11 protein-coding genes are annotated in these 24,519 nt (G+C 62.8%); 5 read left to right on the forward strand and 6 right to left on the reverse strand.

Going from position 1 to position 24,519, the window contains the following annotated elements:
• Window positions 1–79 precede the first annotated feature (79 nt).
• Genes E6C55_RS22600 through E6C55_RS22610 form a run of 3 tightly spaced genes read left to right on the forward strand, consistent with a single transcriptional unit; the run spans window position 80 to window position 11,526 of the window.
• A complete protein-coding gene (locus tag E6C55_RS22600; protein WP_136372086.1) occupies window positions 80–6,310 on the forward strand; it encodes an S-layer homology domain-containing protein in 6,231 nt (2,076 codons plus the stop codon).
• A gap of 25 nt (window positions 6,311–6,335) precedes the next feature.
• Window positions 6,336–8,489, forward strand: coding sequence for a TIM-barrel domain-containing protein (locus tag E6C55_RS22605; RefSeq protein WP_136372087.1), 2,154 nt, complete (start codon window positions 6,336–6,338; stop codon window positions 8,487–8,489).
• 22 nt (window positions 8,490–8,511) lie between these two features.
• Window positions 8,512–11,526 carry a hypothetical protein gene (locus E6C55_RS22610; protein WP_136372088.1) on the forward strand — a complete coding sequence of 1,005 codons (3,015 nt, stop codon included), beginning with the start codon at window positions 8,512–8,514 and terminating at the stop codon, window positions 11,524–11,526.
• Between the two features lie 577 nt (window positions 11,527–12,103).
• Here the strand turns inward: E6C55_RS22610 and E6C55_RS22615 are convergent.
• Window positions 12,104–13,879 (reverse strand): ABC transporter ATP-binding protein, encoded by a 1,776-nt coding sequence (locus E6C55_RS22615; RefSeq protein ID WP_136372089.1) that lies wholly within the window; start codon window positions 13,877–13,879, stop codon window positions 12,104–12,106.
• Complete coding sequence (locus tag E6C55_RS22620; RefSeq protein WP_136372090.1) at window positions 13,872–15,641, reverse strand: ABC transporter ATP-binding protein; 1,770 nt, start codon at window positions 15,639–15,641, stop codon at window positions 13,872–13,874. The genes E6C55_RS22615 and E6C55_RS22620 overlap by 8 nt, the downstream gene beginning before the upstream one ends.
• A gap of 233 nt (window positions 15,642–15,874) precedes the next feature.
• Between E6C55_RS22620 and E6C55_RS22625 the strand changes: the two genes are divergently transcribed.
• Together E6C55_RS22625 and E6C55_RS22630 are read left to right on the forward strand one after the other, a co-directional pair.
• Window positions 15,875–17,377, forward strand: a complete 1,503-nt coding sequence (locus tag E6C55_RS22625; protein ID WP_136372091.1) for a GGDEF domain-containing protein — start codon at window positions 15,875–15,877, stop codon at window positions 17,375–17,377.
• Window positions 17,374–21,315, forward strand: a complete 3,942-nt coding sequence (locus E6C55_RS22630; protein WP_136372092.1) for a GAF domain-containing protein — start codon at window positions 17,374–17,376, stop codon at window positions 21,313–21,315. Before E6C55_RS22625 ends, E6C55_RS22630 begins: the two co-directional genes overlap by 4 nt.
• A gap of 88 nt (window positions 21,316–21,403) precedes the next feature.
• On the opposite strand, the gene E6C55_RS22635 is transcribed toward E6C55_RS22630, so the two are convergent.
• The 4 genes from E6C55_RS22635 to E6C55_RS22650 form a co-directional block, all read right to left on the reverse strand.
• The gene (locus E6C55_RS22635; RefSeq protein ID WP_136372093.1) at window positions 21,404–21,769 is read right to left on the reverse strand and encodes a response regulator; all 366 of its coding nucleotides are present in this window, start codon (window positions 21,767–21,769) and stop codon (window positions 21,404–21,406) included.
• 27 nt (window positions 21,770–21,796) lie between these two features.
• A complete protein-coding gene (locus E6C55_RS22640; protein WP_168735818.1) occupies window positions 21,797–22,270 on the reverse strand; it encodes a chemotaxis protein CheX in 474 nt (157 codons plus the stop codon).
• Window positions 22,271–22,415: 145 nt separating this feature from the next.
• Complete coding sequence (locus E6C55_RS22645; protein ID WP_136372095.1) at window positions 22,416–23,717, reverse strand: sensor histidine kinase; 1,302 nt, start codon at window positions 23,715–23,717, stop codon at window positions 22,416–22,418.
• Window positions 23,717–24,394 carry a response regulator transcription factor gene (locus E6C55_RS22650; RefSeq protein ID WP_136372096.1) on the reverse strand — a complete coding sequence of 226 codons (678 nt, stop codon included), beginning with the start codon at window positions 24,392–24,394 and terminating at the stop codon, window positions 23,717–23,719. Before E6C55_RS22650 ends, E6C55_RS22645 begins: the two co-directional genes overlap by 1 nt.
• Window positions 24,395–24,519: the final 125 nt, after the last annotated feature.

Consider the following 24,519-nt stretch of genomic DNA (forward strand, 5'->3'; position numbering starts at 1 on the left):
GGTTAAATTCATTCGTTCAGCCTTGTTTAACACAAAAAAATCCATGGTTTATACAGGAACGAATACGGAGGGATTACTCATGAAGTTGCGAAGACGCGCGGGCATCGGCTCGCTGCTGTTTGTGCTGCTGGCTGTCCAATGGCTGGCCGTGCTGCCTGCCGCTTCCGCTGCGCCGCTGCCGGCACCGGTCAATGTGCTGCTCGGCGGCTCGGCCAGCGCCAACGCTCCGGGCAGCGTGCCCGGCTCGATCGTCGACGGCGATACGTCGACTTATCTGAACACGTACGACGGCACGCATCAAGACGAGGCGTGGTATGCGGTGACGCTCGAGCAGCCCGCGCATATCGACAAGGTCGTCTACGCCCACGGACATGCCTACGTGGATGGGGGCTGGTTCGACACGTCGGCCGGAGGCAAGCCGATCGTTCAGATTCAGACGGAGCCGGGCGGCGCCTGGATCGACGCGGGGGCGCTGGGCGATTACCCGGATACGAGCGCGGCGAGCGACGGCGGGCTGACCGACGGCCAGAAGTTCGCGCTGGCGATCGAGCCCGTCGATGTATACGGTGTTCGGGTGATCGGCAAGCCGGTATTCTTCGGCTCGGCGGCGGAGCTGGAGGCGTTCGATACGGCGAGCGTCGTCGATCCGAACTTGCTGGCGAAGGGCTCGCCGTCGAATTCGCTCGGGCTCGGCGGAGGGAACGTCTACCTGGACAGCGATCCGGCGACGACGCTGACGCTGAACGACGGCACGATGCGGGAAGAGGACTGGTACGCCGTCACGCTGAACGAGCCGCAGACGATTAACAATGTTGTGCTGACGCAAGGTGCGATCACGGCGGACGGCGGCTGGTTCGATACGTCGGGCAGCTTGCCGCGTATCCAGATTCGGACCGCGGCGGACGGCGTCTGGACGGACGCGGCGCTGCTGGCGCGTTATCCGGCGACGACGTCTGCGAGCGCGGGAACGCTTGAGGCGGGCGCAAGGTTCGAGGCCGTCTTCGATCCGGTCGCCGTCTACGGCGTTCGCGTCATCGGCCGGCCTGCCGCGCCCGGCGGCGGATCGTCCGCATCGAGTCTGGCGGACTTGCAGGCGTACAACGACCCGCTGGCGGCCGAAGCCAACGTGCTGCGCCGCGGAACGGCGAGTTATTCGCGGGCGGGCAATGCGCCGGGCTCCTTCAATGACGGCGATGTGTCCACCGTGCGCAACAGTTGGAACGGCCAGGTCGAGACGACCGACTGGTATGCGGTCGATCTCGACGTGCCGCAGCTAATCAATCAGATCGTATTCGTCCATGGGGTCACCTCGCCGGACGGCGGCTGGTTCAATACGGCGGACGGAGGCAAGCCGGTCGTTCAGGCGAGACTCGCCGCAGGCGGGGATTGGACCGATCTTGCGACAGTGGACGATTACCCGGACACGACGGATGGAGACAACGGCGGTCTTGCCGCCGGACGCAGCTTCACGCTGTCGGTGCCGGCGACGGAAGTGTATGGCGTGCGGATCGTCGGCCGACCGGCCCACTATCCGGGCACTTCGTTCTCCTTCTCGAGCATCGCCGAGCTGCAGGCGTTCTACGCGCTGCCGGAGCGGGAGTACGAGCCGCTGAACGGGCCGCTCGCGGATGCGAGCGGCTGGACGCCGGCAGGAGGAGCGATGGCGCCGGCGAACGGCGGTCTGGCGCTGGCGGCGGGTCAATCGGCGAGCTATGCCGGCAAGGATTATTGGAGTGCGGCGTTCCACCTGAAGCTGAAGGCGGAGCAGCCCGGAGGCGGGGGAGACGCGCCTTCGCTGACGATGCGCGGCACGGATGCCGGTGACGGTTACCGGCTGTCGCTGGGAGCTGACGAGTGGACGCTGCTCAAGACGAGGGACGGCGCAGCGACGACGCTGGGGGCGGTTGCGACGGCCGATCTGCCCGGTTATGCGCCTGTCGGGTGGACCGATGTGCTGCTGGCCGGCTACGAGGAGCGCGACGGCGTGCGGCTGCAGGTAACGGTCGGCGGCGAGACGCTGCTGAGCGTGCTCGACGCGATCGATCCGCTGCGCGACTCCGGCCGCTTCGGCGCCGCTGCGGGAGACGGAGCGCTGACGCTTGCGGGAATCGATGCCGGAACGCCTGTCAACGCGGCTCTGACCGATTCGGCGAACTGGATCGGCCTCGGCGCGATGGCGGACGGCGGGGACGGAAGCACGATTTTCTCCGGCGGCTACAAGATGTACAAGGGTCAGCAGTTCGGCAGCGAATACCTCGACTTCACGATGCGCTATACGTTCACCGGACCGGACTGGCCCGGCATCGTGCTGCGCGGCAGCGACCCGGCGAAGACGATCTTCGACGGCGGTTCGGCGTACTTCATCGACGTGAACGCGAACGTGTGGGAAGTGCAGAAGTGGACGGACGGCAATCGGCATATGCTTATCGGCGCGTATCCGGGGCAGACGCCGCCGTTCGGCACGCTGGCGAACAAGCTGTTCCGCTCCGGCACCGAGCACACGATCCGCGTCGGCGCATTCGACGTGGAGGGCGGCGTGCGGCTCGTCCTGTGGGTGGATGGGCAGAAGGCGTTCGACATCGTCGACACCGATGCGCCGCTCGCGGGCTCCGGCTACTTCGGCGTCTATGCCTACAGCGGTCCGGTGGAGATCGGCGGCATCGGCTGGGAGCCGGACGACGCGCCGAACGCGTACAACGATATCACGCAGTTCGATGTTGCGCAGAAGATCGCGCCCGTCGCGATCGACCGGACGACCCGTACGGTGTCGGCCGTCGTTGCGGACGGCACCGATCTGGCGCAGCTCGATGTGTCCATGACGTTGTCGCGCGGTGCATCGATCAGCCCCGACCCTTCATCGGTGCGAGATTACCGCGAGCCCGTCGTCTTCACCGTGACGGCGGAGAATGGTGCGGCCCAGAGCTGGACGGTGGACATCAAGTCGGAGTTCGACGGTCAATCCGACTTTGTCGACATCGCGGGCCATCCGGCGAAGCGGGACATTGTGCAAGTGACATCGGCGGGCATTATGGACGGGACGGACGCCGCCCGCTTCTCTCCCGACGAGCCGATCTCGCGCATCGACCTGATCGCGGCAACGGCGAGGGCGGCATCGCTTGAACCGGCGGAGTACAACGGCGAATATGCCGACGTCGGCGCGGACGATCCGCGGGCCGATCTCGTACAGGCCGCGAAGGACGCCGGGCTTCTGTTCCCGACAAGCGGAGGCAAGCTGCAGCCGGAGCAGCCGGCGACGCGCGAGGAGATGGCGGTGCTGTTCGCGAAGGCGGCGCGTCTGGTTGGCGGCCGACCGTATATGCTGGGCGACAGCAGCCGGTATGAGGATGCGGCGCAGATCGCTTCCTGGGCACGCAGCAGCGTGGAGGCGGCGCTGGGCACGGGGCTGCTGCCGGAATCGCTGACGGGGGGCAGCCGCTTCGAGCCGCAGGCGACGGTGAAGCGGGCCGATGCGGCGGTGTACCTGCGCAGATTGCTTTATGAGAACAAGCCGTTCGAACCGCTCTACAATGCCTATTCCTCGCAACTGACGGATGCCTTCAAGCTGCCGGGCAGCGAAGCGGCGAATTCCGGGGAGTGGAGCGTGTCGCAGACGAACGGCACCGTGCCGATGAGCGGCACGAAGTGGAACGAGGCGGCTGACGAGTCGCTTGTGTTCCAATCGTCCATCAAGCATATGCAGGACGGAGACAAGTCGTGGGAGCTCCGCATCGGCAAGGGCGGCCAGATCTATTCGCTGGACACGGCGATCGGCGAGCTGATGCCGCCGCAGACGGCGAACAACGTGTTTATGGACGAGGTTATCCAGCCGGTGTCGATCAGCTACGACAAGCACAACCCGGATCAGGAGCCGACGATGTACTTCATCCACGGCTCGGGGGTCTACTACAAGAACGACCCGATCTTGACCAAGCCGTTCTACGACCCGATGCTGGCCGCGCAATGGAATCCGCAGGATTCGTCGTACGCGACGATCGCTTGGGGGCAGAATGCGCAAATACCGAGCATCTGGCGCTCCGGACTGCTGTACTACACGAAGGTGCGCGACGCGGGCGACGGCGTCATCGAGGTAAGCTATGTGCTGAACAACTTCGGGACCGACACGATCGACGACATCTCGATTCCGTGGGGCGGCGTGCGCAAGTCCGCGCTTCCCGATCACATAATCGGCAATGTCTCGGGCGGCTACGACCGGGCAGGCGGCGTGTATACGCAGCTCAAGCCGGCGAGCGAGACGGGAGGCTGGGCGGCGATGACGCAGAATGCGGACGACCCGGACAGCTTCGCGCTGGCGACCGTATTCGGACGGGATTCGAAGTACGGCACGATCGACGGCCAGTGGGAGCCGACTTACTACACGTGGGGAGACGCGAACCGGGACGACTTCTACGTGCAAGCGGTGCAGGGGCGGTTCCATCTGCAGCCGGGCGAGCAGCTTGCATGGAAGTTCTACTACGTCGTCGGCAAGCTCGGCGAGGTGGCGGAGAAGGCGAAGCAGCTTGCGAACGACACCGATTACGGCTTCGTTCAGTATGGGCAATCCGATGCGGACCAGTTGGCTTATTATGTGCAGTCCGACGAAGCGGGCACCAAGACATTGTCTCTGAGAAAATCCGGTTCGGACGCAAAGGCGTTCGCGACGTACGCTCAGCCGGTTCCGGGCACGACGCCGCTCTTCCTGCTGCGCGAGACGGCGACGAAGCAGCTCGTGCTGACAACGGACCCGTTCCTGCTCAGCACGAAGGTGCCGTACGCCAACCCATACCCGGTTGGCGATCCGAAGCACGATCTATACGAAGGGCAGTACCAATACAAAGCTTACGACGGCAAGACGGACTACCTCGGCATGCTGGGCTACGTCTACCCGGCGGATACGGCGGAGGACGGCACGATTGCGCTCGGCGACGCGCTTCCGGCCAACGCGGCTTACGGCCTGCTGACCGAGGCCGACCGGGGCGTGCGCGTGCTCTCGTTGACCGGCGATGATTCGACTCCGGCGACGAATCCGCCGAGCGATCCGTCAGCCGGGTCGGGGACGGACGCGACCGACGAGCCGTCATCGGGCACGGAGCCAAAGCCGGAGACGGTTGTCGCGCTGGATGCGGCGAAGCTTGCAGATGCGCTTGCCGCACTTCCGAGCGGCGGTACGGTCGCTGCCGACGTGACCGAGCCGGGCGACCGGTTCGCCGTCGAGGTGCCCGCCACCTTCATCGCCGCTGCGGCGGAGCTGGGACATCCCGTTACGCTGGCCATTCGGACGCCGGTCGCGACGTATGAGCTGCCGCTCGCCGCAATCGATCTTCCGGCGATTGCGTCATCGCTTGGCGTCGACCCGTCCGAGGTAAGCCTCGTCATTCATGTCGGGCTGGCCGACTCTGCCGTGCAGGCGGCGTTCGCGAAGGCGGCTGCCGGTGCCGAGCAGGTGACGGCGCCGCGCGAATTCGCCGTCGAGGCGTCGGCGGGCGGTCGCAGCGTTGCGGTCGACCGGTTCGCCGGTTACGTCGCCCGCAGCTGGACGCTTGACGGCGCGCTTGATCCGGCGGAGCTGACCGCGCTGTGGCTGACGCCGGAGGGCGAGGCGCGCTTCGCGCCGGCCGCGTTCGAACGCGAAGGCGATGCGGTGCGCGTTACGATTCGGCGGCCGGGCAACAGCGCCTACACGGTCGTGAAGAAGACCGCCGCTGCGGGCCCGAGGTTCGCCGATCTGAACGGGAACTGGGCCGCGCAGGATGTCGAGCGACTCGCCGCGAGCGGCATCGTCAAGGGCGTGGCGGCCGATCGCTTCGCGCCGACCGCCGCCGTGACGCGCGCCGAATGGGCGACGCTGCTGGCGCGCGCGCTCGGGCTCGGCGACGATGCGGAGGCTGCGGCGTCCGCCTTCAAGGACACGTCGGCCGGCTCCTGGTACGCCGGTGCCGTCGGGGCGGCAGCGCAGGCGGGGCTGGTCGCCGGCTACGAGGACGGCTCGTTCCGCCCGGGGCAGGCGATCACCCGCCAGGAGATGGCGGCGATGCTTGTCCAAGCGTTCCGCTTCGCCTCCGTGCCTGGCTCGGAGACCTTCGCCGCAGATGACGCGAACCGGGAGGAGACGCCAGCCGCCTCCGGATCGTTCGCAGATGCTGCGAGCATCGCGGCCTGGGCGAAGGAGGCGGTTGGCCGCGTCGCCGCGGACGGACTGATGGCGGGCCGTCCGGACGGAAGCTTCGCGCCGGAGGCGGGAGCGACGCGTGCGGAAGCGGCGGCGGTGCTGCACCGCCTGCTGCTGAAGGCGGGTTTCCTCCATGCCGAATAACCGCGATGGAGAGGGGAGAGAGGACATGAGCGTCATTCGGAGCGCTATTCAGTGGGAGCAGGCGGCCGAAGGAATCTGGCGAGGCGTCGTCGGCGTGCCGGAGGCGGTCACGCCGCTGACGGTGTCGCCGCCGTCGCCGCGGCGCGAGGCGTTGGCCGCGCTCGGCGACGCTCCCTTCCCGCTGCCGCAGGAACAAGTCGTCGCGACGGTCGGGGCGGGGCGCATCGTGCTCCGCCTGCCGCTCGGCGAGAGCGATCGGCTGTACGGCTTCGGGCTTCAGTTCCTGCGGATGAACCATCGCGGGCGAACCCGCTGCCTGCGCGTCAACAGCGACCCTGTCGTCGACACCGGGGAGACGCACGCGCCGCTGCCGTTCTGGGTGTCGAGCGCGGGCTATGCCGTGCTGATCGACACGGCGCGCGTCCTGACGGTGTACGCCGGCTCGGCCGTCCGGTTGGACAGCGAACGTCCGCCGAAGCTGAAGAACCGCGGCTACGATGAGGACTGGGCCGCCACGCCGCTGTCGGATTCGCTGGAGGCGGTCGTTCCCGGCGAGACGGGCGTCGCGGTGTATGTGTTCGCCGGCGCGGGAGATCGCGGCGATCCGCAAGCTGCGCAAGCGAACGCCATGCTAAGCGCCGTTCGCCGCTACAATCTGTTCTGCGGCGGCGGTCCGCTGCCGCCGCGCTGGGGACTCGGCTTCTGGCACCGCGTCTCGATGTTCGCCTCCGACGCCGAGGTCGCGGCCGAAGCGGACGAGTTCCGGCAGCGGGATATTCCGTGCGACGTCATCGGCCTGGAGCCGGGCTGGCACTCGCACTGCTACCCGACGTCGTTCGAATGGGACGCCGCGCGCTTCCCCGATCCGGCCGGCTTCGTCCGCGGCTTGACGGAGAAGGGCTTCCGCATCAACGTGTGGGAGCATCCGTACGTGTCGCCGGCTTCGCCGCTGTACGAGCCGCTGCTGCCGTATGCGGGCAGCCATACGGTGTGGGGCGGTCTCGCTCCGGATTATGCCGACCCGCGCGCCGCTTCGATTCTCGCCGAGCATCACCGCGAGCGGCACGTCGGCCTCGGCGTTGCGGGCTACAAGCTCGACGAGGTCGACGGGAGCGAACTGACCGGAAGCTCGTGGATGTTCCCCGCCCACGCTTCGTTCCCTTCGGGGCTGGACGGGGAGCGGATGCGGCAACTGTACGGTGTGCTGCTGCAGCGTCTCACCGCCGGTCTGTTCCGGGAGCGCGATCGCCGCACGTACGGGCTCGTCCGCGCATCGAACGCCGGCGCGGTGTCTTCGCCCTATGCTTTGTATACCGACCTGTACGACAGCCGGCAATTCGTCCGGGCACTCTGCAACAGCGGCTTCGGCGGGCTGCTCTGGTCGCCGGAGGTGCGGGAGGCTCAGACGGATGAAGCGTACGTGCGCCGGCTGCAGATCGCCTGCCTGTCGCCGCTCGCGATGATGAACGCGTGGGCGAGCGGGCAGCGGCCCTGGTCGTACCCCGGCGCCGAGGCGGCGGTCCGTGCGGCGATCCGGCTGCGCATGCGGCTGATGCCGTACCTGTATTCGGCCTTCGCGCGTTATCGCGAAGACGGCACGCCGCCGTTCCGCGCGATGGCGCTCGAGACGGGGTATCCGTTCGAGCGACTCGGGCCGGAGGCGGCCGGCTTCGATTCGACGGCTGCTCCCTACGGGCTGTACGGCGAGGACCGCAGCATCGACGACCAGTACATGATGGGTGACAGCGTGCTGGTCGCGCCGCTGTTCCCCGGCGAGCGGTCGCGCGCGATCACGCTGCCCGCAGGCGATTGGTACGAATTCGAGACGGGCGCAAGCTTCCCCGGCGGAAGGACGATCGAATACGCCGCGCCGCTGGAGCGGGTGCCGATGTTCGTGCGGGACGGCGGCATCGTCCCGCTGATGCCGTCGCTGCCGCATGCGCCGAAGGCGGGCGACCGGGTGCCGCTCGAGATTCGCGTCTACGGCAAGGCGCCGGGCGTCTTCCGGCTATACGACGACGACGGCGAGACGTTCGCCTTCGAGCGCGGGCACTGTCGCTGGACGACGCTGCGCTCGGACGGCACGAGCGAGCCGCTGTCCGGCGGTGGGGAGGCATATGCGTACGGAGAACTGATCTGGAGGCATATGGGCGATCCGTCATCTGCATCTGCATTTTAATAGGAAGATTGGAGGATGAGCGATGAAGAGGACAATGGCTGCCATGCTGACATTGCCGATGCTGCTGATTGGTTCCGGAGCGTATGCGGAGGAGGAGATGAATGGAGATCTGCTGCAGGTATTCCCCTCCAGCCCGGTCGCCGCGCAGAACGCGTCGGCTTGGGAGGCGACAAGCACGGATGGACCGCTGCAGACGGCGGTGGGCATCAACGTGCTCTACTACGGCAAGATGAGCTGGTCGCGCGCGGGCAATATCGACGCGTCGTTTAACGACAACGACGTCTCGACGCACCGGGTGTCGATGGACGGCACCGTACAGGCAGAGGACTGGTACGCGGTGACGACGCCGGTCCCTTATCTGATCAACAAGGTCGTCTATGCTCACGGCAATAATTATGCGGATGGCGGCTGGTTCGATACGACCGGCGGCAAGCCGCGCATCCAGGTGCAGACCGAGCCGGGCGGCGTCTGGACGGATGCGGCGGTCATCGCGGACTATCCGAATGCGAATGCGGGCAGCGGCGGCGGGCTGACACAGGGGGAGACGTTCGAGGTGCCGATTGAGGCGACGGAGGCTTATGGCGTTCGTGTCATCGGCAAGCCCGTGCAGGTAACGGGGAAGAGCTACGCATTCTCGAGCATCGGCGAGCTTCAAGCCTTCTACGCACCGCGCAATGCGGCCGCGACCGGAACGGCTTCCTACTCGCGCGCGGGCAACATCGACGCGTCGTACCTGGACGGCGACTTCGCGACGCATCGCGTCACGTGGGACGGCACCGTGCAGAGCGAGGACTGGTACGCCGTCACCTTCGCCAAGCCGCAGCTCGTCAACAAGGCGGTGTACGCGCACGGCCGCAGCTATGCGGACGGCGGCTGGTTCGATACGTCGGGCGGCAAACCCCGAATACAGGTGCAGACGACGGTCGGCGGCTCCTGGATCGACGTCGCGACGCTCTCGCAATACCCGGCCGCCTCGAGTACGAGCGACGGCGGGCTGACGCAGGGGCAGCGGTTCGAAGCCGTCTTCGATCCGGTGCAGGCCGTCGCGCTTCGAGTCATCGGCAAGCCGGTGCAGTACAGCGGAACGACGTTCTCGTTCTCGAGCATCGCGGAGCTGCAGGCGAGCTTCGAGCCGGAGGCGAACGTGCTGGCGCAGGCGACACCGAGCTATTCGCGCGCAGGCAACATCAGCGCGTCGTATCTCGACGGCGACCTTGCGACGCATCGCGTCACGTGGGACGGCACGCTGCAGAGCACGGATTGGTATGCGGCGACGCTCGAGCATCCGGTAACGATCAGCAGGGTGATCTATGCGCACGGCAACAATTATGCGGACGGCGGCTGGTTCAATGCGTCGGCGGGCAAGCCTCGCATTCAGGTGCAAACGTCCGCGGGCGGAAGCTGGAGCGATGTCGCCAAGCTGACCGATTATCCGGCGACGACGGATGGCGACGGAGGGGGCTTGACGCAGGGACAGGCGTTCGAGGTCCGCTTCGATCCGACAGCCGTCTACGGCGTCCGCGTTATCGGAACGCCGGCGCATGTTCCGGGCACATCGTACTCGTTCTCGAGCATCGGCGAGCTGCAGGCATTCGCCGACGAGGTGGACATCGACAACGACAAGTGGGCAGCCGGGTTGAACGAGCGCCACGTCTATCACGCTTCGATCGTCCACCGTCAGACGGCGGACACGTCGTGGGAGCTGCGCATCGGCAAGGGCGGGCAGCTCTACTCGCTGACGGGGCCGTTCGGCGAGGCGATTCCGCCCCAGTCGTCCGCCGATACGCCGATGTCGGGAGGTTGGGTCGACGAAGTCATTCAGCCCGTCTCGATCAACCGCGGCCTCAACAATCCCGATACGCAATTCCCGCAATCGGTCTACGACAGCATGGCGTACTATATCCATCAGGCGGGCGTATACGAGGGGAAGGATACGGAGGCGCTCGGACGCAACCGCTTCTTCTATTCGCCGGCGCTCGCTTACGGGTGGGACGCGACGGACCATTCCTACTCCATGCTGAACTGGGGGCAGCAGGCTCACATTCCGAACATCCATAAGTCCGGCATTCTTTATTATGAGAAGGTACGCGACGCCGGCGACGGCATCATTGAGGTGACGTATGTCCTCTCCAACTTCGGCAGCGACAGGATAGACGACATCACGCTTCCGTGGGGCGGCGTGCGCAAGTCGAACTTGCCGGACCACGTCGTCAGCGAGACGGACGGCTCGTACACGGCGATCGGCGGCGACTTCAGCGATCCGGCCAACCGCCTCTCGCTTGCCGATACGGGCGGCTGGGCCGCGTTCGCCCAGGATGCGGACGACGAGGACGGCTATGCGCTTGGGTGGGTATTCGGCACGGACAAGCATTACGGCGAGGATACGAGCTTCCAATATGCGCGGAACACATGGGCGTGGGGCGATGCGAATCGGGACGATTACCTCGTCGGCGGTGTCGGAGGCAACTTCTATCTGGAGCCCGGACAGACGATGTACTACCGCCATTATTGGGTCGTCGGCAAGCTGGCCGACGTACAGACCAAAGCGAACGCGCTGGCGGATTCGGTCGATTACGGATTGCTGAGCTTCGTCGAGGGGGACGCGGATCTTATTCCGCTCTATACGAAGACGGAAGGCAGCCAGACGGTGCTGACCCGCGAGCCGCAGAGCGGACATTCGCCGGCGCTGCATACGTACGCAGAGCCGGTGGCGGGCAGCCAGCCGCTGTTCCTCGTGAAGGATACGACAACAGGCGAGTACAAGCTGTCGTTCGACCCGTACGAGTTCGCCGACACGGCGCCATTCGCGAATCCGTACCCAACAACCGATCCGAAGTATGCGGACTATCAGAACCGGACGCTGTACAAGCAATATGACGGCAAGCTGGCATACGTCGATCTGCTCGGGTTCGCGATGCCCGCGGATAAGGCGGATACGGCGAATTACGATTATATCAATCTGTACGACGCCGCGACAGACCGTTCGTTCTACCCGGCGCCGACGACGGCGCATCAAACGCTGAAGGTTCGGGATTGAGAAGAGTATTGCATAACAACGACGCTGTCCAACAACGAGGATGGAGTGACGGTCGTGCATGAGAAGCTGCTTGGGTGATGAGCGGAAAACCCGTCTAACGATATCCTGAAGAGTCGATTGGAGGGGGAGATGAGCGTGAAACCCGCCTATCGATTGTTCGTTCTGCTTGCCATCCCATCCAGCGTCTCTCCCCTCTCCCGTCCCGCCTGCGCCCTATTCCCTCTGGCGGCATCAGGTCTCTTCTCCCTTTCGTTCAGGATAAGGAGGCGCAAGTGGAATGGGCTGACCCAAGAGCAAAGGACATGATCGTCAAGCGGAGGTTCCTGATCCAAGGGGAGAAGAGGCATAAGGGTTTAGAAGGGGGGGATCGCGTCTTGCCAACCCCATAATGTGGAAGTTCTCTTGCCGACATGCCGACCGCGCGGGTCCGGTGCTAGACGGTGGCGGGACTTTTTTTGGTCCAAGAGCTGATCGATGGTCTATTGAATGTACAAAAGAAACCTCTCCTTCTGGCATATGGTTGGGCGGTGCCTCCATTTGCCAAGGAAAGGTTTCTTTTTGTTTGATAATTTTGAAGTTACGCTTCCATCTTCTGAGCCGTGTACAGCTTGTAATACCTTCCGCGCTGAGCGATCAGTTCGTCGTGAGAGCCGCTCTCGGCGATGCCCTTGTCCGCGACGTACAGGATGCGGTCGCAGTTCTTGACCGTCGACAGGCGGTGGGCGATGATGAACGAGGTGCGTCCCTTGAGCAGCTCGTTCAGCCCCTTCTGCAGCAGGCGTTCGGTCCGGGCGTCGATGGACGAGGTGGCTTCGTCCAGGATGAGGATGCGCGGATCGGCGAGCAGCGTGCGGGCGAAGGAGATGAGCTGGCGCTGGCCCTGGGACAGCTTCGAGCCGCGCTCGTTGACCTCGGTCAGGTAGCCCCTCTCGAATTCGCGAATGAAGTCGTCGGCGCAGACGGCCTTGGCCGCGGCGATAACTTCTTCTTCCGTGGCATCGAGCTTGCCGTAGCGGATGTTGTCGAGAATCGTGCCGGAGAAGATGAAGCTGTCCTGCAGCATAATGCCCATCTGGCTGCGGAGCGACTTCAGCGTCACCTGCGAGATATCGTGGCCGTCGACGAGAATCGCACCGCCGGTCACGTTGTAGAAGCGCGAGATCAGGTTGACGACGGTCGTCTTGCCGGCGCCGGTCGGGCCGACGAGTGCGATGCTCTCGCCCGGCTTGATGTCGAAGTTCAAGTTCTCCAGCACGTTGACGCCCGGATCGTACGCGAACGTGACGTTGTCGAACGTCACGCGGCCGCGGATGGCGGGAAGCTGGACGGCGTCCTTGACGTCGCTGACGGTGACGGGCTCGTCGAGCGTCTCGAAGATGCGCTCGAGGTACGCGACGGAGTTGATGAAGCTGTTGTAGATGTTCGACAGGTTCAGAATCGGCTGCCAGAAGCGCGATGCATAGGCGCTCATGGCGAGAATGACGCCGAACGTCGCTTCGGCCGGGCCGAACGCAACCAGGCCGACGAAGAAGATCGCCGTCATGACAAGCGTCGCCAGGTTATCGACCGTGAACGGAACGAGATGGTTGAAGTACATCGCCCGCATCCACGCCTTGCGGTAGTTCGCGGCCAGCTTCGTGAAGATGCCCTCGTTGCGGTCCTCGCGCGTGAAGATCTGCGTGACGCGAATGCCGCTGATGCTCTCCTGCAGGTAGGCGTTCATGTTGGAGCTCTTGTTGGACACCGCCTGCCAGGCGCGGCGCTGCTTCGTCTTGAGCAGGAGCATGATCGCCAGGAAGATCGGCAGGCCGCCGAGAATGACGAGAGACAGCTTAACGTCTACGGCGAACATGAAGATCGCGATGAAGACCAGGTTCAGAATCTCGAGAATGAAGTTGATAATGCCGTTGGACAGCACGTCCGACACCGCATTGACGTAGTTGACGACCCGGATCAGGATTTTGCCCTGCGGCCGGTCGTCGTAATACTGGAACGGCAGCTCCTGCAGATGCTTGAACAGGTCCGTCCGGATGTCGAAGATGATGTCCTGTCCGACGCGGGTCATGATGCGCGAGCGGATCGTTGCCAGAATAACGCTGACGACAATTGTCGCAAGCGTCATCGCCGACCAGAACACGAGCGCGCCCTTGTCCTTGGCCGGAATCGTCACGTCGATGACGTGCTGGATGATCAGCGGAGCGGACAGGGCGATGCCGGCCGACAGGGTGCTGAGCGCGAAGGCGACAAGCATCGGCGTCTTCTGCTTGCGGATGTAGACGAGCGCGCGCCGGAAGTGGCGTATGTCGAACGGCGATTCGAGCTCCTCGTCGATGTCGAATTTATTCCTAGCCATTGGCGGTCGCCTGCCTTCCTAAGCCCTCGTTCTGGAGTTTGAATACTTCGTAATAATAACCTCGCTTGGCCAGCAGATCGGCATGGGTGCCGTCCTCGATGATGCGGCCGTCCTCGATAATCAGAATCCGGTCCGCGCCGGCCGTCGTCGAGACGCGCTGCGCGATGATGATCTTCGTGCAAGAATAATCGAGCTCCTGCAGACTCTTCTGGATGTGCTCCTCGGTCTCAAGGTCGACGGCCGAGGTCGTGTCGTCGAGAATCAGAATCGGCGGCTTCACGGCGAGCGCGCGGGCAAGCGCGATGCGCTGCTTCTGGCCGCCCGACAAGCCGACGCCCCGTTCGCCGACGATCGTGTCGTAGCCTTCGGGCATCTTCCGGATGAAGTCGTGGGCGGCGGCGAGCTTCGCGAACGCATGAACGTCCTCTTCCGGCATCTCCGGCTCGCCGTAGGCGATATTGCCGTCAATCGTGTCGGAGAACAGCAGGACATCCTGCGTGGCCACTCCGATATTCGCCCGCAGCTCGCCCAGCTCCAATGTACGCACGTCCATTCCATCCACAAGAACGCGCCCCGCCGATACGTCGTAGAATCTCGGAATCAAGCTGATGAGCGATGTTTTCCCCGAACCGGTCGCCCCCATGATTGCCACCGTCTCGCCGGGCTTGATTGTGAAGTTGATGTCCTCGAGCACGTTCGCGCTGTCGTACTTGAAGCTGACGTTCTCGAACGCGATCCGGCCCTCGTAACGCTTCTTCTCGACCTTGCTGCGCGAGTTGGCGATGCTGGGCTTCGAGTAATAGATGTCGATGATCTTGTTCAGGCTCGCGAAGAACCGTTGAATGTCGTTGATAATGATGCCGATGTTGCGCATCGGGTTCGCCAGCCCCCAGATGAGTGCGGAGAACGCGGAGAATTCCCCGAACGTCAGTCGGCCGTCCATGACGAGCAGGCCGCCGACGAGCATCAGAATGACGCTGAACCCTTGGGCGAACGTCTCGAGATAAGGGAAGTAGTCGAGCCACACCATCGCTGCCGCCTTGTTGGCCTTCGCGTAATGGACGTTCTTCTCGGTAAACTTCTCGACCTCGTATTCCTCGCGCGCGAACGCCTTGACGACGCGGTTCCCGGCGATGTTCTCCTGGGTTGTCGTATTGAGCTGGGACAGCCGTTCCCGCAGGTCGATATACATCGGGCGCACACGCCTGGCGAAAAGATAAGCCACGATAAAAATCGGCGGAGAGAGGATCAGCAGCCACAGCGTAAGCTCGGCGTCGATGTAGAAGAAGTAGACGATCGCCGCGATGAAGATCGTGAGCGACTCGATGATCGTCTTGAATATCCACGCCATCGTATGCCGCACCATGTCAAGGTCGCCGGTCATCTTCGTCATGAGGTCGCCGGTCCGGTTGCGGTCGTAGTAGCTCATGTCCTGTCCTTGAATCTTGTTGTACAGATAAACCCGGACCCGGTAGAGCATGCGCTGCGAAGAGACTTCATAGAGAATCGTAGTGCCGTAGGCCAGCCCCGTGCGAAGCAGCGAGAAGCCGATCATGCCGAGGCAGAGGCCGATCAGCAGCCCGCGCTCGCTCATCAGATTGGCGGCCGCGTCGTCGCTTGCGATGAACGTATCGACGATGCGCTGCCCGATATACGGGTTGACGATCGTGAGCGACGATCCGACGACCGAGAGGATAAGCGCGAATACGTACCGTACCCGTTCGCCTTGAAGATTTTGCCATAACCACTTCAGTTGGAACATTTTGATCACCGGCTTTTGTGTAGGTTTGGAAGAGAGCGCGCTTTGAAAAACAAAGGGATTATAACACAAATAGATGAGAAGAGGGGCGTTATTATGGAACTGAACAAATTATATTTGGCGGTTGAAAATCGGTCGGTGCAGAGGGGTGAAAACAGGCCGGAATTCCGTGTGTGCAAGAGGAATTGCGCCTATCTTTGTCGAATGGTGTAACCAGGATATAAGGGAGCGATCGAATGAATCCTGAACAGATTTTTATGCCTATTGCGGCTTATTTGCCGTTTATTTTTTATTTCCTGTACAACACGGTCGACGTGTTCGTCCGCAACCCGAAGAAGACCGAGCACCGGCTCGTCAGCCTGATCTCGCTCAGCTACGCTCTCACCTTCCTGGAAGAGTTCGTGCGGGCGCTGCTGCCGATCTCCTACAGCCCGACTTTGAACGTCGATTGGTTCATGACGGTAGGCACCGTGTTGCCCAGCCTTCTTCTTCATTTTATATTGAGGATAACGGGCACGGACCGCTTCTGGAGAATCCGCCTGTACCCGGCCGTTCTGTACGTGCCGGCTCTCTTGGCCCCGATCTACGTCATCTTCGAGCCGACGATTGCGGAGGCGGCCGTTTATCGTCAATCCGGGCCTTGGAAGTGGCCGATCTACGGAACCGTCGACTATGCGGGAATCGCGGTTGGCGTGCTCGTGGTCAGCGTCTATGTCGTGATGCTGTGGAGAGGACGCTCGCGGGCTCTGTCGCCGGAGCGCAAGGCGATCTTCAATCTGCTTATCCTCGGCGCCAGCCTGGTCGTTGTGTGGAATCTGGCGTTCGGCTTCGTCAACCTGGGCGATCCGTTCCCGCCCTATCCGTACATCTACGCGGGCGTGCTGTGGAGTGCGTTCCTCAGGAGGGCGATGATCCGTCACGACTTCATGGACTTCACGAACATGCGCTATGAGAAGCTGTTCAACATGACTCCCGATGCGATTCTGCTTGTGGCGCGGAACGGTCGAATCAAGGAGGCCAACCCGGCCGCGAGAAGGCTGTTTAACCAAATTCCGCTGTCGCGGGTCGGTCTGGCCGGCGCGGCCGGCGACGAACTGGTCGGCCGCATCGATGCGCGGCTCTCGCTCGAGCCGTTCGAGACAACGCTGAGGAACGGAACGGAGACGATCTATGCGCTTGTGAACGGGGATTATGTGACGATCGACGAGGAGCTCTTCGCTTACTTGATCATGCGCGACATTACGAAGGAGAAGGCCGACGCGGAGAGGTATCGCTATCAAGCGGAGCACGATTCGCTCACCGGGCTTCCGAACCGGCCCGCTCTCGAACGGCGCCTGGCCGCCATGCTCGCCTCCGCACGGGAGGAGAACCGCCGCTTCGCCGTCGTCTATCTGAAGCTGAGCGGCCTGTCGAAGGCGTATGCCCGCGGAGGACTCGCAGCCGGAGATCGGCTGCGAGTCCGCGCCGCCGGGATCGTCGAGGAAGCGCTCGCGGCCGGGGACTTCGCGGGACAGTTCGGCAGCGAGGACTTCTGCGTCCTGCTCTGGCAGAAGGAGGAGCACGACGCCCGCGAGCTGCTGGAGTCGATCGGGCGGCGGCTGGCGCGGCTGCAACCGGACGGCGGCACGGAAGAGGGGCGAGGGACGCTTGGCCTCGCCTGCGGAATCGCCATCTATCCGAGCCATGGGCAGGATGCGGAAGCGCTGTTATCCTTAGCGATCGGGAGGGCGGGGTTATGATGAGACTCAGCGATTATATCGTCACTTCGCGCGCTCAAGAGACCGCGAGCGACATCGTTCTTCGCATGAGACGGACGGCCGACGAGGGGCGGTTCCTGTTCCTGACGATCCGGGATGCCTATCCCGCAAGGACGGACATTCTGGCTTATCGCCGGGCTGCGGAGACGATGCGGGAGCTTGACGGCAGAGGGGCTCTGGCGTGGTCGTCGTTCGAGCAGATCGAAGGGCGGCCCTATATTATCGCGAAGGATAACGGAGAAGTTCCCCTTCCGCACTGGCTCGAGCTGACGAAGCTCCGCGAAGAGCGAAGCGGTCGCGCGGAAGAGAGCTTCGAGGTTAAGCTGAAGTGGGCCGCTCAAGCGGCGGCGAGCTTGGCGGAGGTGCATCGGGCCGGCTTCATTCACAACTCGCTGAGCCCGGATAACCTGTGGGTGCGCCCGGAATCGCTGAAGGTGAGCTTCTCCGGCTTCTATGATTCGCTCCGGGCGGGAAGAAGGGAAGAAGCCCCCGGCAACGAGCGAAGGACCGCCGGCTTCTTGCCGTATATGGCTCCCGAGCAGACAGGTCGAACGACGCTGACGCCAACCGAATCGAGCGACATCTACAGCCTGGGGGCGATTATGTACGAGGCGTTCGCGGGCGTTCCTCCGTTCCGGCGGGAGGAGCCGGCCGATCTGCTCTATGCCCATCTCGCGGAGATGCCAGCGCCGCTCGATTCGTTGGATCTTGGCATCGACCCTCGGCTGTCCGGCATCGTGCTCCGCTGCTTGGGCAAGACGCCGGAGGAGAGATGGGCCAGCGCCGGGCAGTTGGCGGAAGCGTTGACGGAGTACAAGCTGGACGCCGAGACGGTCTGGGAAGGCTGGCTGTCGGGCCGAAGCGGGAAGTCGGCGGAATCGAAGGAAGCGATGGAGGAATTGAAGGAGTCGGAGGAACGGGCGGAGTCGAAGGAAGCGAAGGAATTGAGGGAGTCGGAAGAACGGGCGGAGTCGAAGGAAACGAAGGAATTGAGGGAGTCGGAGGATGGAGCGGAGTCGGCCGAGAGGAGCTTGCGGGAGGGGAAGCTCCGAACGGCGCTCGACGGCTTGGCGGAAGGGGCTCGTTATTACGAGCAGGCCGACCGGCTGCTGGCCGGGCTGCGCGGCGAAGCCGATGCCGACCTGAGAGAGGCGGTCGATGAAGCTTGCCTGCGGGCGGAGTTCGGAGCGGGGGACGAAGCGGCCGCCTATGCCCGCTTCGAGCGCGCGCTTGCCGAAGCGGGAAGCCGCAAGGAACGAGTCGGCTGGCATCTTCGGCTTATTCGACTGGAGACGGAACTCGCCCGTCCGCACAAGGCGGTCATGGCCCTCGCACGCTGCTTGGAGGAGTTGGACGTCGAGTGGTCGCCGACTCCCAATCTCGCTTCCTTGCTGTTGCGATTCGCGAAGTTGGGTTGGTCCTTCAGGGGCAAGCGGTATCTGAAGATGCTCCAATTGCGGCTCTGCGAGGACGAACGAATCGAGCTGGCGATGAAGGCGATCGCCTACACGATGGAACCGGCCTTGCTCTCCAATTGGAAAATGTGGCTTCAAGGCCTGACTCTCATCGCCGAGCTGTCGAGACGGTACGGCAGGACGGAGGCGACCCGGGCATTTTTCTCCCATATGGCGCTTCTTCACAATTACCTCACGCGCCGTTTGTCGCGCGCGGTCGAGTGGGACAAGCTTGCCGGCGACAATTCGAAGAGCGACGATTGGGTGTTCCGGGAGATCCGCAACATGAACCGCGCCGTTTGCTACGACAGTTGGCGCCACTTCAATCCGAAAGTGCTCGACGAACTTATTCTGCAAGCGGAAGAAGGCTTGAAGACGGCCGACCGGCCGTGGCAAGGCGCCAAGCAGGCGTTCTGGATCAGCGTGCTGCTCATGAATTGCGGCCGGCCGATCGACGAGATCGATTCGTTGCTCCAACGAAGCGCGAAGATTATCGCGGCGGAATCGATCGACATTCTGCTCGTCCGGTATGCCTCGGGCTTCGGCAAGCTGCTCGCGAGGCTTCAGGGACGAAGGATGGAGGTCGACCCGCTCGCCGGAGCGATTGCCCGGCTCGATCACGCCAGCCGTTCGCTGCGGCCCGAACAGGAGCGATTCATCGAGAAGTCGGAGCTTCAATTCGATATTATCGCTTGCTATTGGAACAGCGAATACGAGCAGGCTTATCGCTGTCTCGAACGGGCGGAGGCGATGATGGAGAACGGCAAAGAGAGCGTTCAAGATTTTCGCGCCCTTGGGCTCTATCGCGTGCTGATACTCGCAGAGCTGTATCCGATCGTCATGCAATCGGAGCGACGCCGATTCCTTAAGGACATTCGCGGACTCATCGGCAGGCTCAAACGGTTGTCGAACCAGAGTCCGACCGAATATCGGCATAAGTACTTGATGGCTATGGCGGAGTATGCGCGCATCACCGGCAATGCGGAGGAGGCGGAGCGCTGCTACGAAGCGGCTTGCGTGAGCACCGTGCGAGACGGCCATGTGCACAATACGATTCTGGCGGCGGAGAACGCGGGACGATTCGCGCTGGAGCAGGGCAAGCCGCTCTTGGCTCGGTCCTATCTCCTGCAAGCCTACGAATCTTCTCTGCTGTGGGGAGCACGCGGCAAAACCGGGCAGTTGGAGAGGCTGTACGGGCATATGCTGTTTACGGGAGGGGCGTCGTTCTCCGAGGAGATGGATTACGACGCCATCCTCAAGTCGGTTCAGGCGATCTCGGGGGAGATCCAAACCGAGCATCTCCTGCCTCGGCTGATGGCCACCATGCTCCGCACGGCGGGAGCGGAGCGGGGATCTCTGGCGGTCATGGATTCGCAGGAACTGCGCATTGCCGCAGTGGGAACGGAGCGGAACGTCCTTCTGATCAGCGAGGAGTTGGACGAGAGCGATGCCGCATGTGCCGAGATCGTCCGCCTCGCAGCGAGAACCAAGGAGCCTATCATTCTGAAGGACGCTTCGCAGGAAGGGATCTTCACCGGCCTTCCTTATATTCGGAAGCACGGCATCCGTTCGCTGCTCTGCGTTCCGCTCATGAAGAACGGCAGTCTTGTCGGCGTCGTTCATATGGAGAACAACCTGTCGGCAGGCGTATTCAAGCTGGAACGGCTGAACGTGCTGAAGCTGCTCGCGGCGCAGTGCGCGATCTCGATCGAGAACGCACAGCTCTACAGCAACGTCGAACGGATGAACGAGACGCTCGAGGAGCGGGTGGAGGAGCGAACGAGATCGCTCGAGCTGTCGATGAAGGAGTCGGCCGCAGCCTGGGCGGAAGCGTCGATTCAATCCGACCGCACCCGAATCGCGTCCGACGTGCACGATATCGTCGGGCACACGATTACGTCGACATTGCTTCAGCTCGAGGCGATCAAACGGTTGGCGGGGCGGGACCCGGAAGGGGGATTGCAGCGCATCGACGATCTTCAGCGGATGCTCCGGTCCGGCCTCAACGATATCCGTCTCTCGATCCATATGCTCAAGGATTCCGAGTCGGAGCCGCTCGGGGATTCCCTGAGCCGCTTGATCGAAGAGACCTCACGCAGCACCGGCGTGCGCATTGAAGCCGATATCGGCGAGCTGCCGGAATTGCCCGGGCAATATCGGCACGTGCTCTATCACGCTCTTCAAGAGGGGCTGACGAACGGAATCCGGCACGGGGCCGCCGACCGCTTCGGCTTCCGACTGAGCTTCGGAGACGGGATTCTCCGCTTCGAATTGTCCAATGAAGGAGCAGCGAGGAAGGAGATTCGCTTCGGCTTCGGCTTGACCGCCATGCAGCAGCGAGTCGAGAATCTGCAAGGCTCGCTGACCGTCGGGACGGACGATGCCGAGCGCACGAGGCTCGCGATCGAGCTGCCGTATTCGCCGAAGGGCGACAACCGCAGAGGACCGGCACTCTATTCGGAATAACGTATGCGGCCAACCGTAGGAATGGAAAGTCTGCACTGCCGTTGTCGCAAGCTGCCGCCGGAGCTTCCGGGTTCGGCATCCGCGCGAGTTACGCGGATGCCATCGCCTTGCCGATCGCCTCGAGCACCCGGTCCGACTGGAACGGCTTGACGATGAAGTCTCGCGCTCCCGCCTGGATGGACTGGACGACCATCGATTGCTGTCCCATCGCCGAGCACATGATGATTCTGGCGGACGGATCGTTCCGCTTGATCTGCTTGACCGCGTCGATTCCTTCCATGACCGGCATCGTGATGTCCATCGTGACGAGATCCGGCTTGCAGATCGCATACTGCTCAATCGCCTCGAGGCCGTTCGCCGCTTCGCCGACGACCTCGTGTCCCGCATTCCGCAGAATCTCCCCCAGCATCATCCTCATAAAAGCGGCGTCGTCAACGACCATTATTTTCGCCATAGATGCAGTTGCCTCCTGTTGTTCGAACTAGACTTCGAGCGCGACGCAGATCTCCAGGCCGTCCAGTCCGTCCATGCAGATCGGGATCGATGTCGTCTTCAGCCGGGCGGCGACGACTCCGAGAGCATTGCCCGTAATGATCGTGGGCGGCGAGATGTCCAGCGTTACGCCTTCCTGGGACAGATGAATGGCCGCATTCCCGCAGATCATGTTGGCCAGCTCGGAGATGGCGCTCAGGGCCATCTCGTTCAGCTCCGGCACCTCGGCCCCGCCCATCATTCCGGATACGATCTTCAGCGCGTCCTTCTGCGACATTCCGGTGTACACTTGACCGCGCATGTGCCCGGTTACTCCGATGACTGTAATGACTTCCTTGCCGGCCAGCGGCTTCGCCGGTTCGGCGGGTTCTCCGATGCGCGGAGCGAATTGGAACATGCCCAGAATATTCGCGGCGGATTCCAGGAACGGATGGATCACCTGAGGGGTCAGGGTCGTTGTCATGGTCGACGAATCTCCTTCATTAGAGAGGTAGGCATCGGACCATGCTGCTCGGAGAAGGTCCGTTGTTGCTTCCATTCTAACGAATAATTGTTTGGAAAAATCTTTGTTGGGAGGGGGTCCGAAACAATTTATTGTTAAAGAAGTGTTAGCGAGAGGAGGCGACGGCGAGATAAACGCTGAACGCGACGGACTCGCCGGGAACGCTGCGGGCGGCGATCCGGCCCCGGTGCCGCTCGACGATCGACTTCGCGATGGCGAGGCCGAGGCCGTAGCCGCCTTGCTTGCGGGCGCGGGACGAATCCGTCCGGTAGAACCGGTCGAAGATGCGCGTCAGATGCTCCGGATCGATGCCGTCGCTCGTGTTCTCGACGGTGAGGGCGAGCTCGCTTCCTTGCTTCTTCAGCGAGAGGGTGACGGCGCCGTCCGGCTTCGTGTACTTGACCGCGTTGTCGAGCAGAATCATCGCGACCTGCTTGATCTGTTCGGCGCTCCCGTACGCCTTCAGATGGGGTTCGATCTCGTAGTCGAGGCGGATGCTCTTCTCGAAGAAGACCGCTTCCATGGTCAGCAGTATGCTCTCGATCGCCTTGCTCAAGTCGAAGGGAGCCATCAGCGTCTGCTCCCGCGAATCGTCCATCTGGGCGAGGAACAGCAGGTCGTTCGTCAGCTTCGCCATGCGCTCCGTCTCCGACTTGATGTAATGAAGCCACTTCGCCTGGCTCTCGATCGTCTCCTCCCCGTTCGCGAGAAGAACGTCCGCGTTCGTGCCGATGATCGTCAGCGGCGTCTTGAGCTCGTGGGACGCATCGGCGATGAACTGCTTCTGCTTCTCGAACGCCTCCTTGATCGGCGCGATCGATCGGCTTGCGAAGTAGCGGCTGGTGAAGTAGATGACGATAAGCGTGGCCAGCGCGACCGCGAGGAACGTGTAGATCAGGTTGGTCAGGATTTTCTGCTGGGCGCTGACGTCGAGGAAGACGAACATGTAGCCGCCGCCGGCCGCCAGCTCCTTCGAATACGCCCAGCGGCTTCCGTCCAGCGTGAACTGGCCGCTGATCTTGCCGGAGCTCCAGGCTTTGTCGAGCGCCTGCCCGAGCAGCTCGTCGTCGACCTCGAATTGCGACTTGCTCTCCGTCATGGCGCCGCTTGTATCCGTCATGACCATAAACGACAGCGAGCGCTCAAGCGGCTCCATGCCGCCGTCTTTGCCGGACGGCCCTCGATCCCCTTCATTGCCGGACGGCCCCGTATCGCCTTGCCCGCCCCGCGGTCCGCCGTCGCCCCCCTTCATATGATAGGAATCCGTCGCCCGCGACAGGTCCATCTGGATGTCGTTCTGGGTGTTGCGGTACGTGATCGTGTAGATGGCGGCGAAGGCGACGAACATAATAATCGAGATGATGACCAGATTCACCACAAGCAGACGATTGCGCAGCTTCTTGAACATCAGGCGCTCCCCTCCAGCACGTAGCCGACGCCCCGAATCGTGCCGATTCGCACGTTCGATTCGAGGAACGACAGCTTTTTGCGAAGGAAGGAGACATAGACCTCCACGTTATTATGCTCCGCCTCCGAATCGAATCCCCACAGCTTCTCGATGATTTGTTCCTTCGAGGTGACGGCTTGCTTCCTTAAGATAAGCAGCTCGAGCAGTTCGCTCTCCTTCAGGTTCAGCTTCACGTCCTTGCCTCCGGCAGCGAGCTTCAAGCTGGCCGTGTTCAGCTCGATATCCCCGAACTTCAGCGTGCTGTCGGGCACGACTTCTCCTTTGCGGCGCACGGCCGCCCGGATGCGCGCCAGCAGCTCGCCGGTCGAGAACGGCTTGGCGACGTAATCGTCCGCGCCGTGGTCGAGCCCCGCGATCTTGTCGTCGATCTCGCCCTTGGCCGTCAGCAGGATAACCGGCGTGGAATCGCCGCTCTTGCGCAGCTCCTTCAGCACGCTGATCCCGTCCATCTCCGGCATCATGATATCGAGCAGGATCAAATCGTAGATGCCGCTAAGCGCGTAATCCAGTCCCGATCTTCCGTCATGGACCGCGTCGACCGAATAATGATTTTTTCTCAGAATCTGGGTCAGCGCCTCGGCGAGATGCAGCTCGTCTTCCGCAATCAAGATTCTCATTGTTCCTCATCCCCGTTATGTGTCTTCTTATAGCAGCTTCGTTTATCTTGTCTTCATTATAGCAACCGCTCCTTTAATAAACCTTAACCGATCTGCCCGGGCAACCCAATCGAAATGTTATCGCA

This window comes from Cohnella fermenti (assembly GCF_004801405.1).
GTDB lineage: Bacteria > Bacillota > Bacilli > Paenibacillales > Paenibacillaceae > Cohnella > Cohnella fermenti.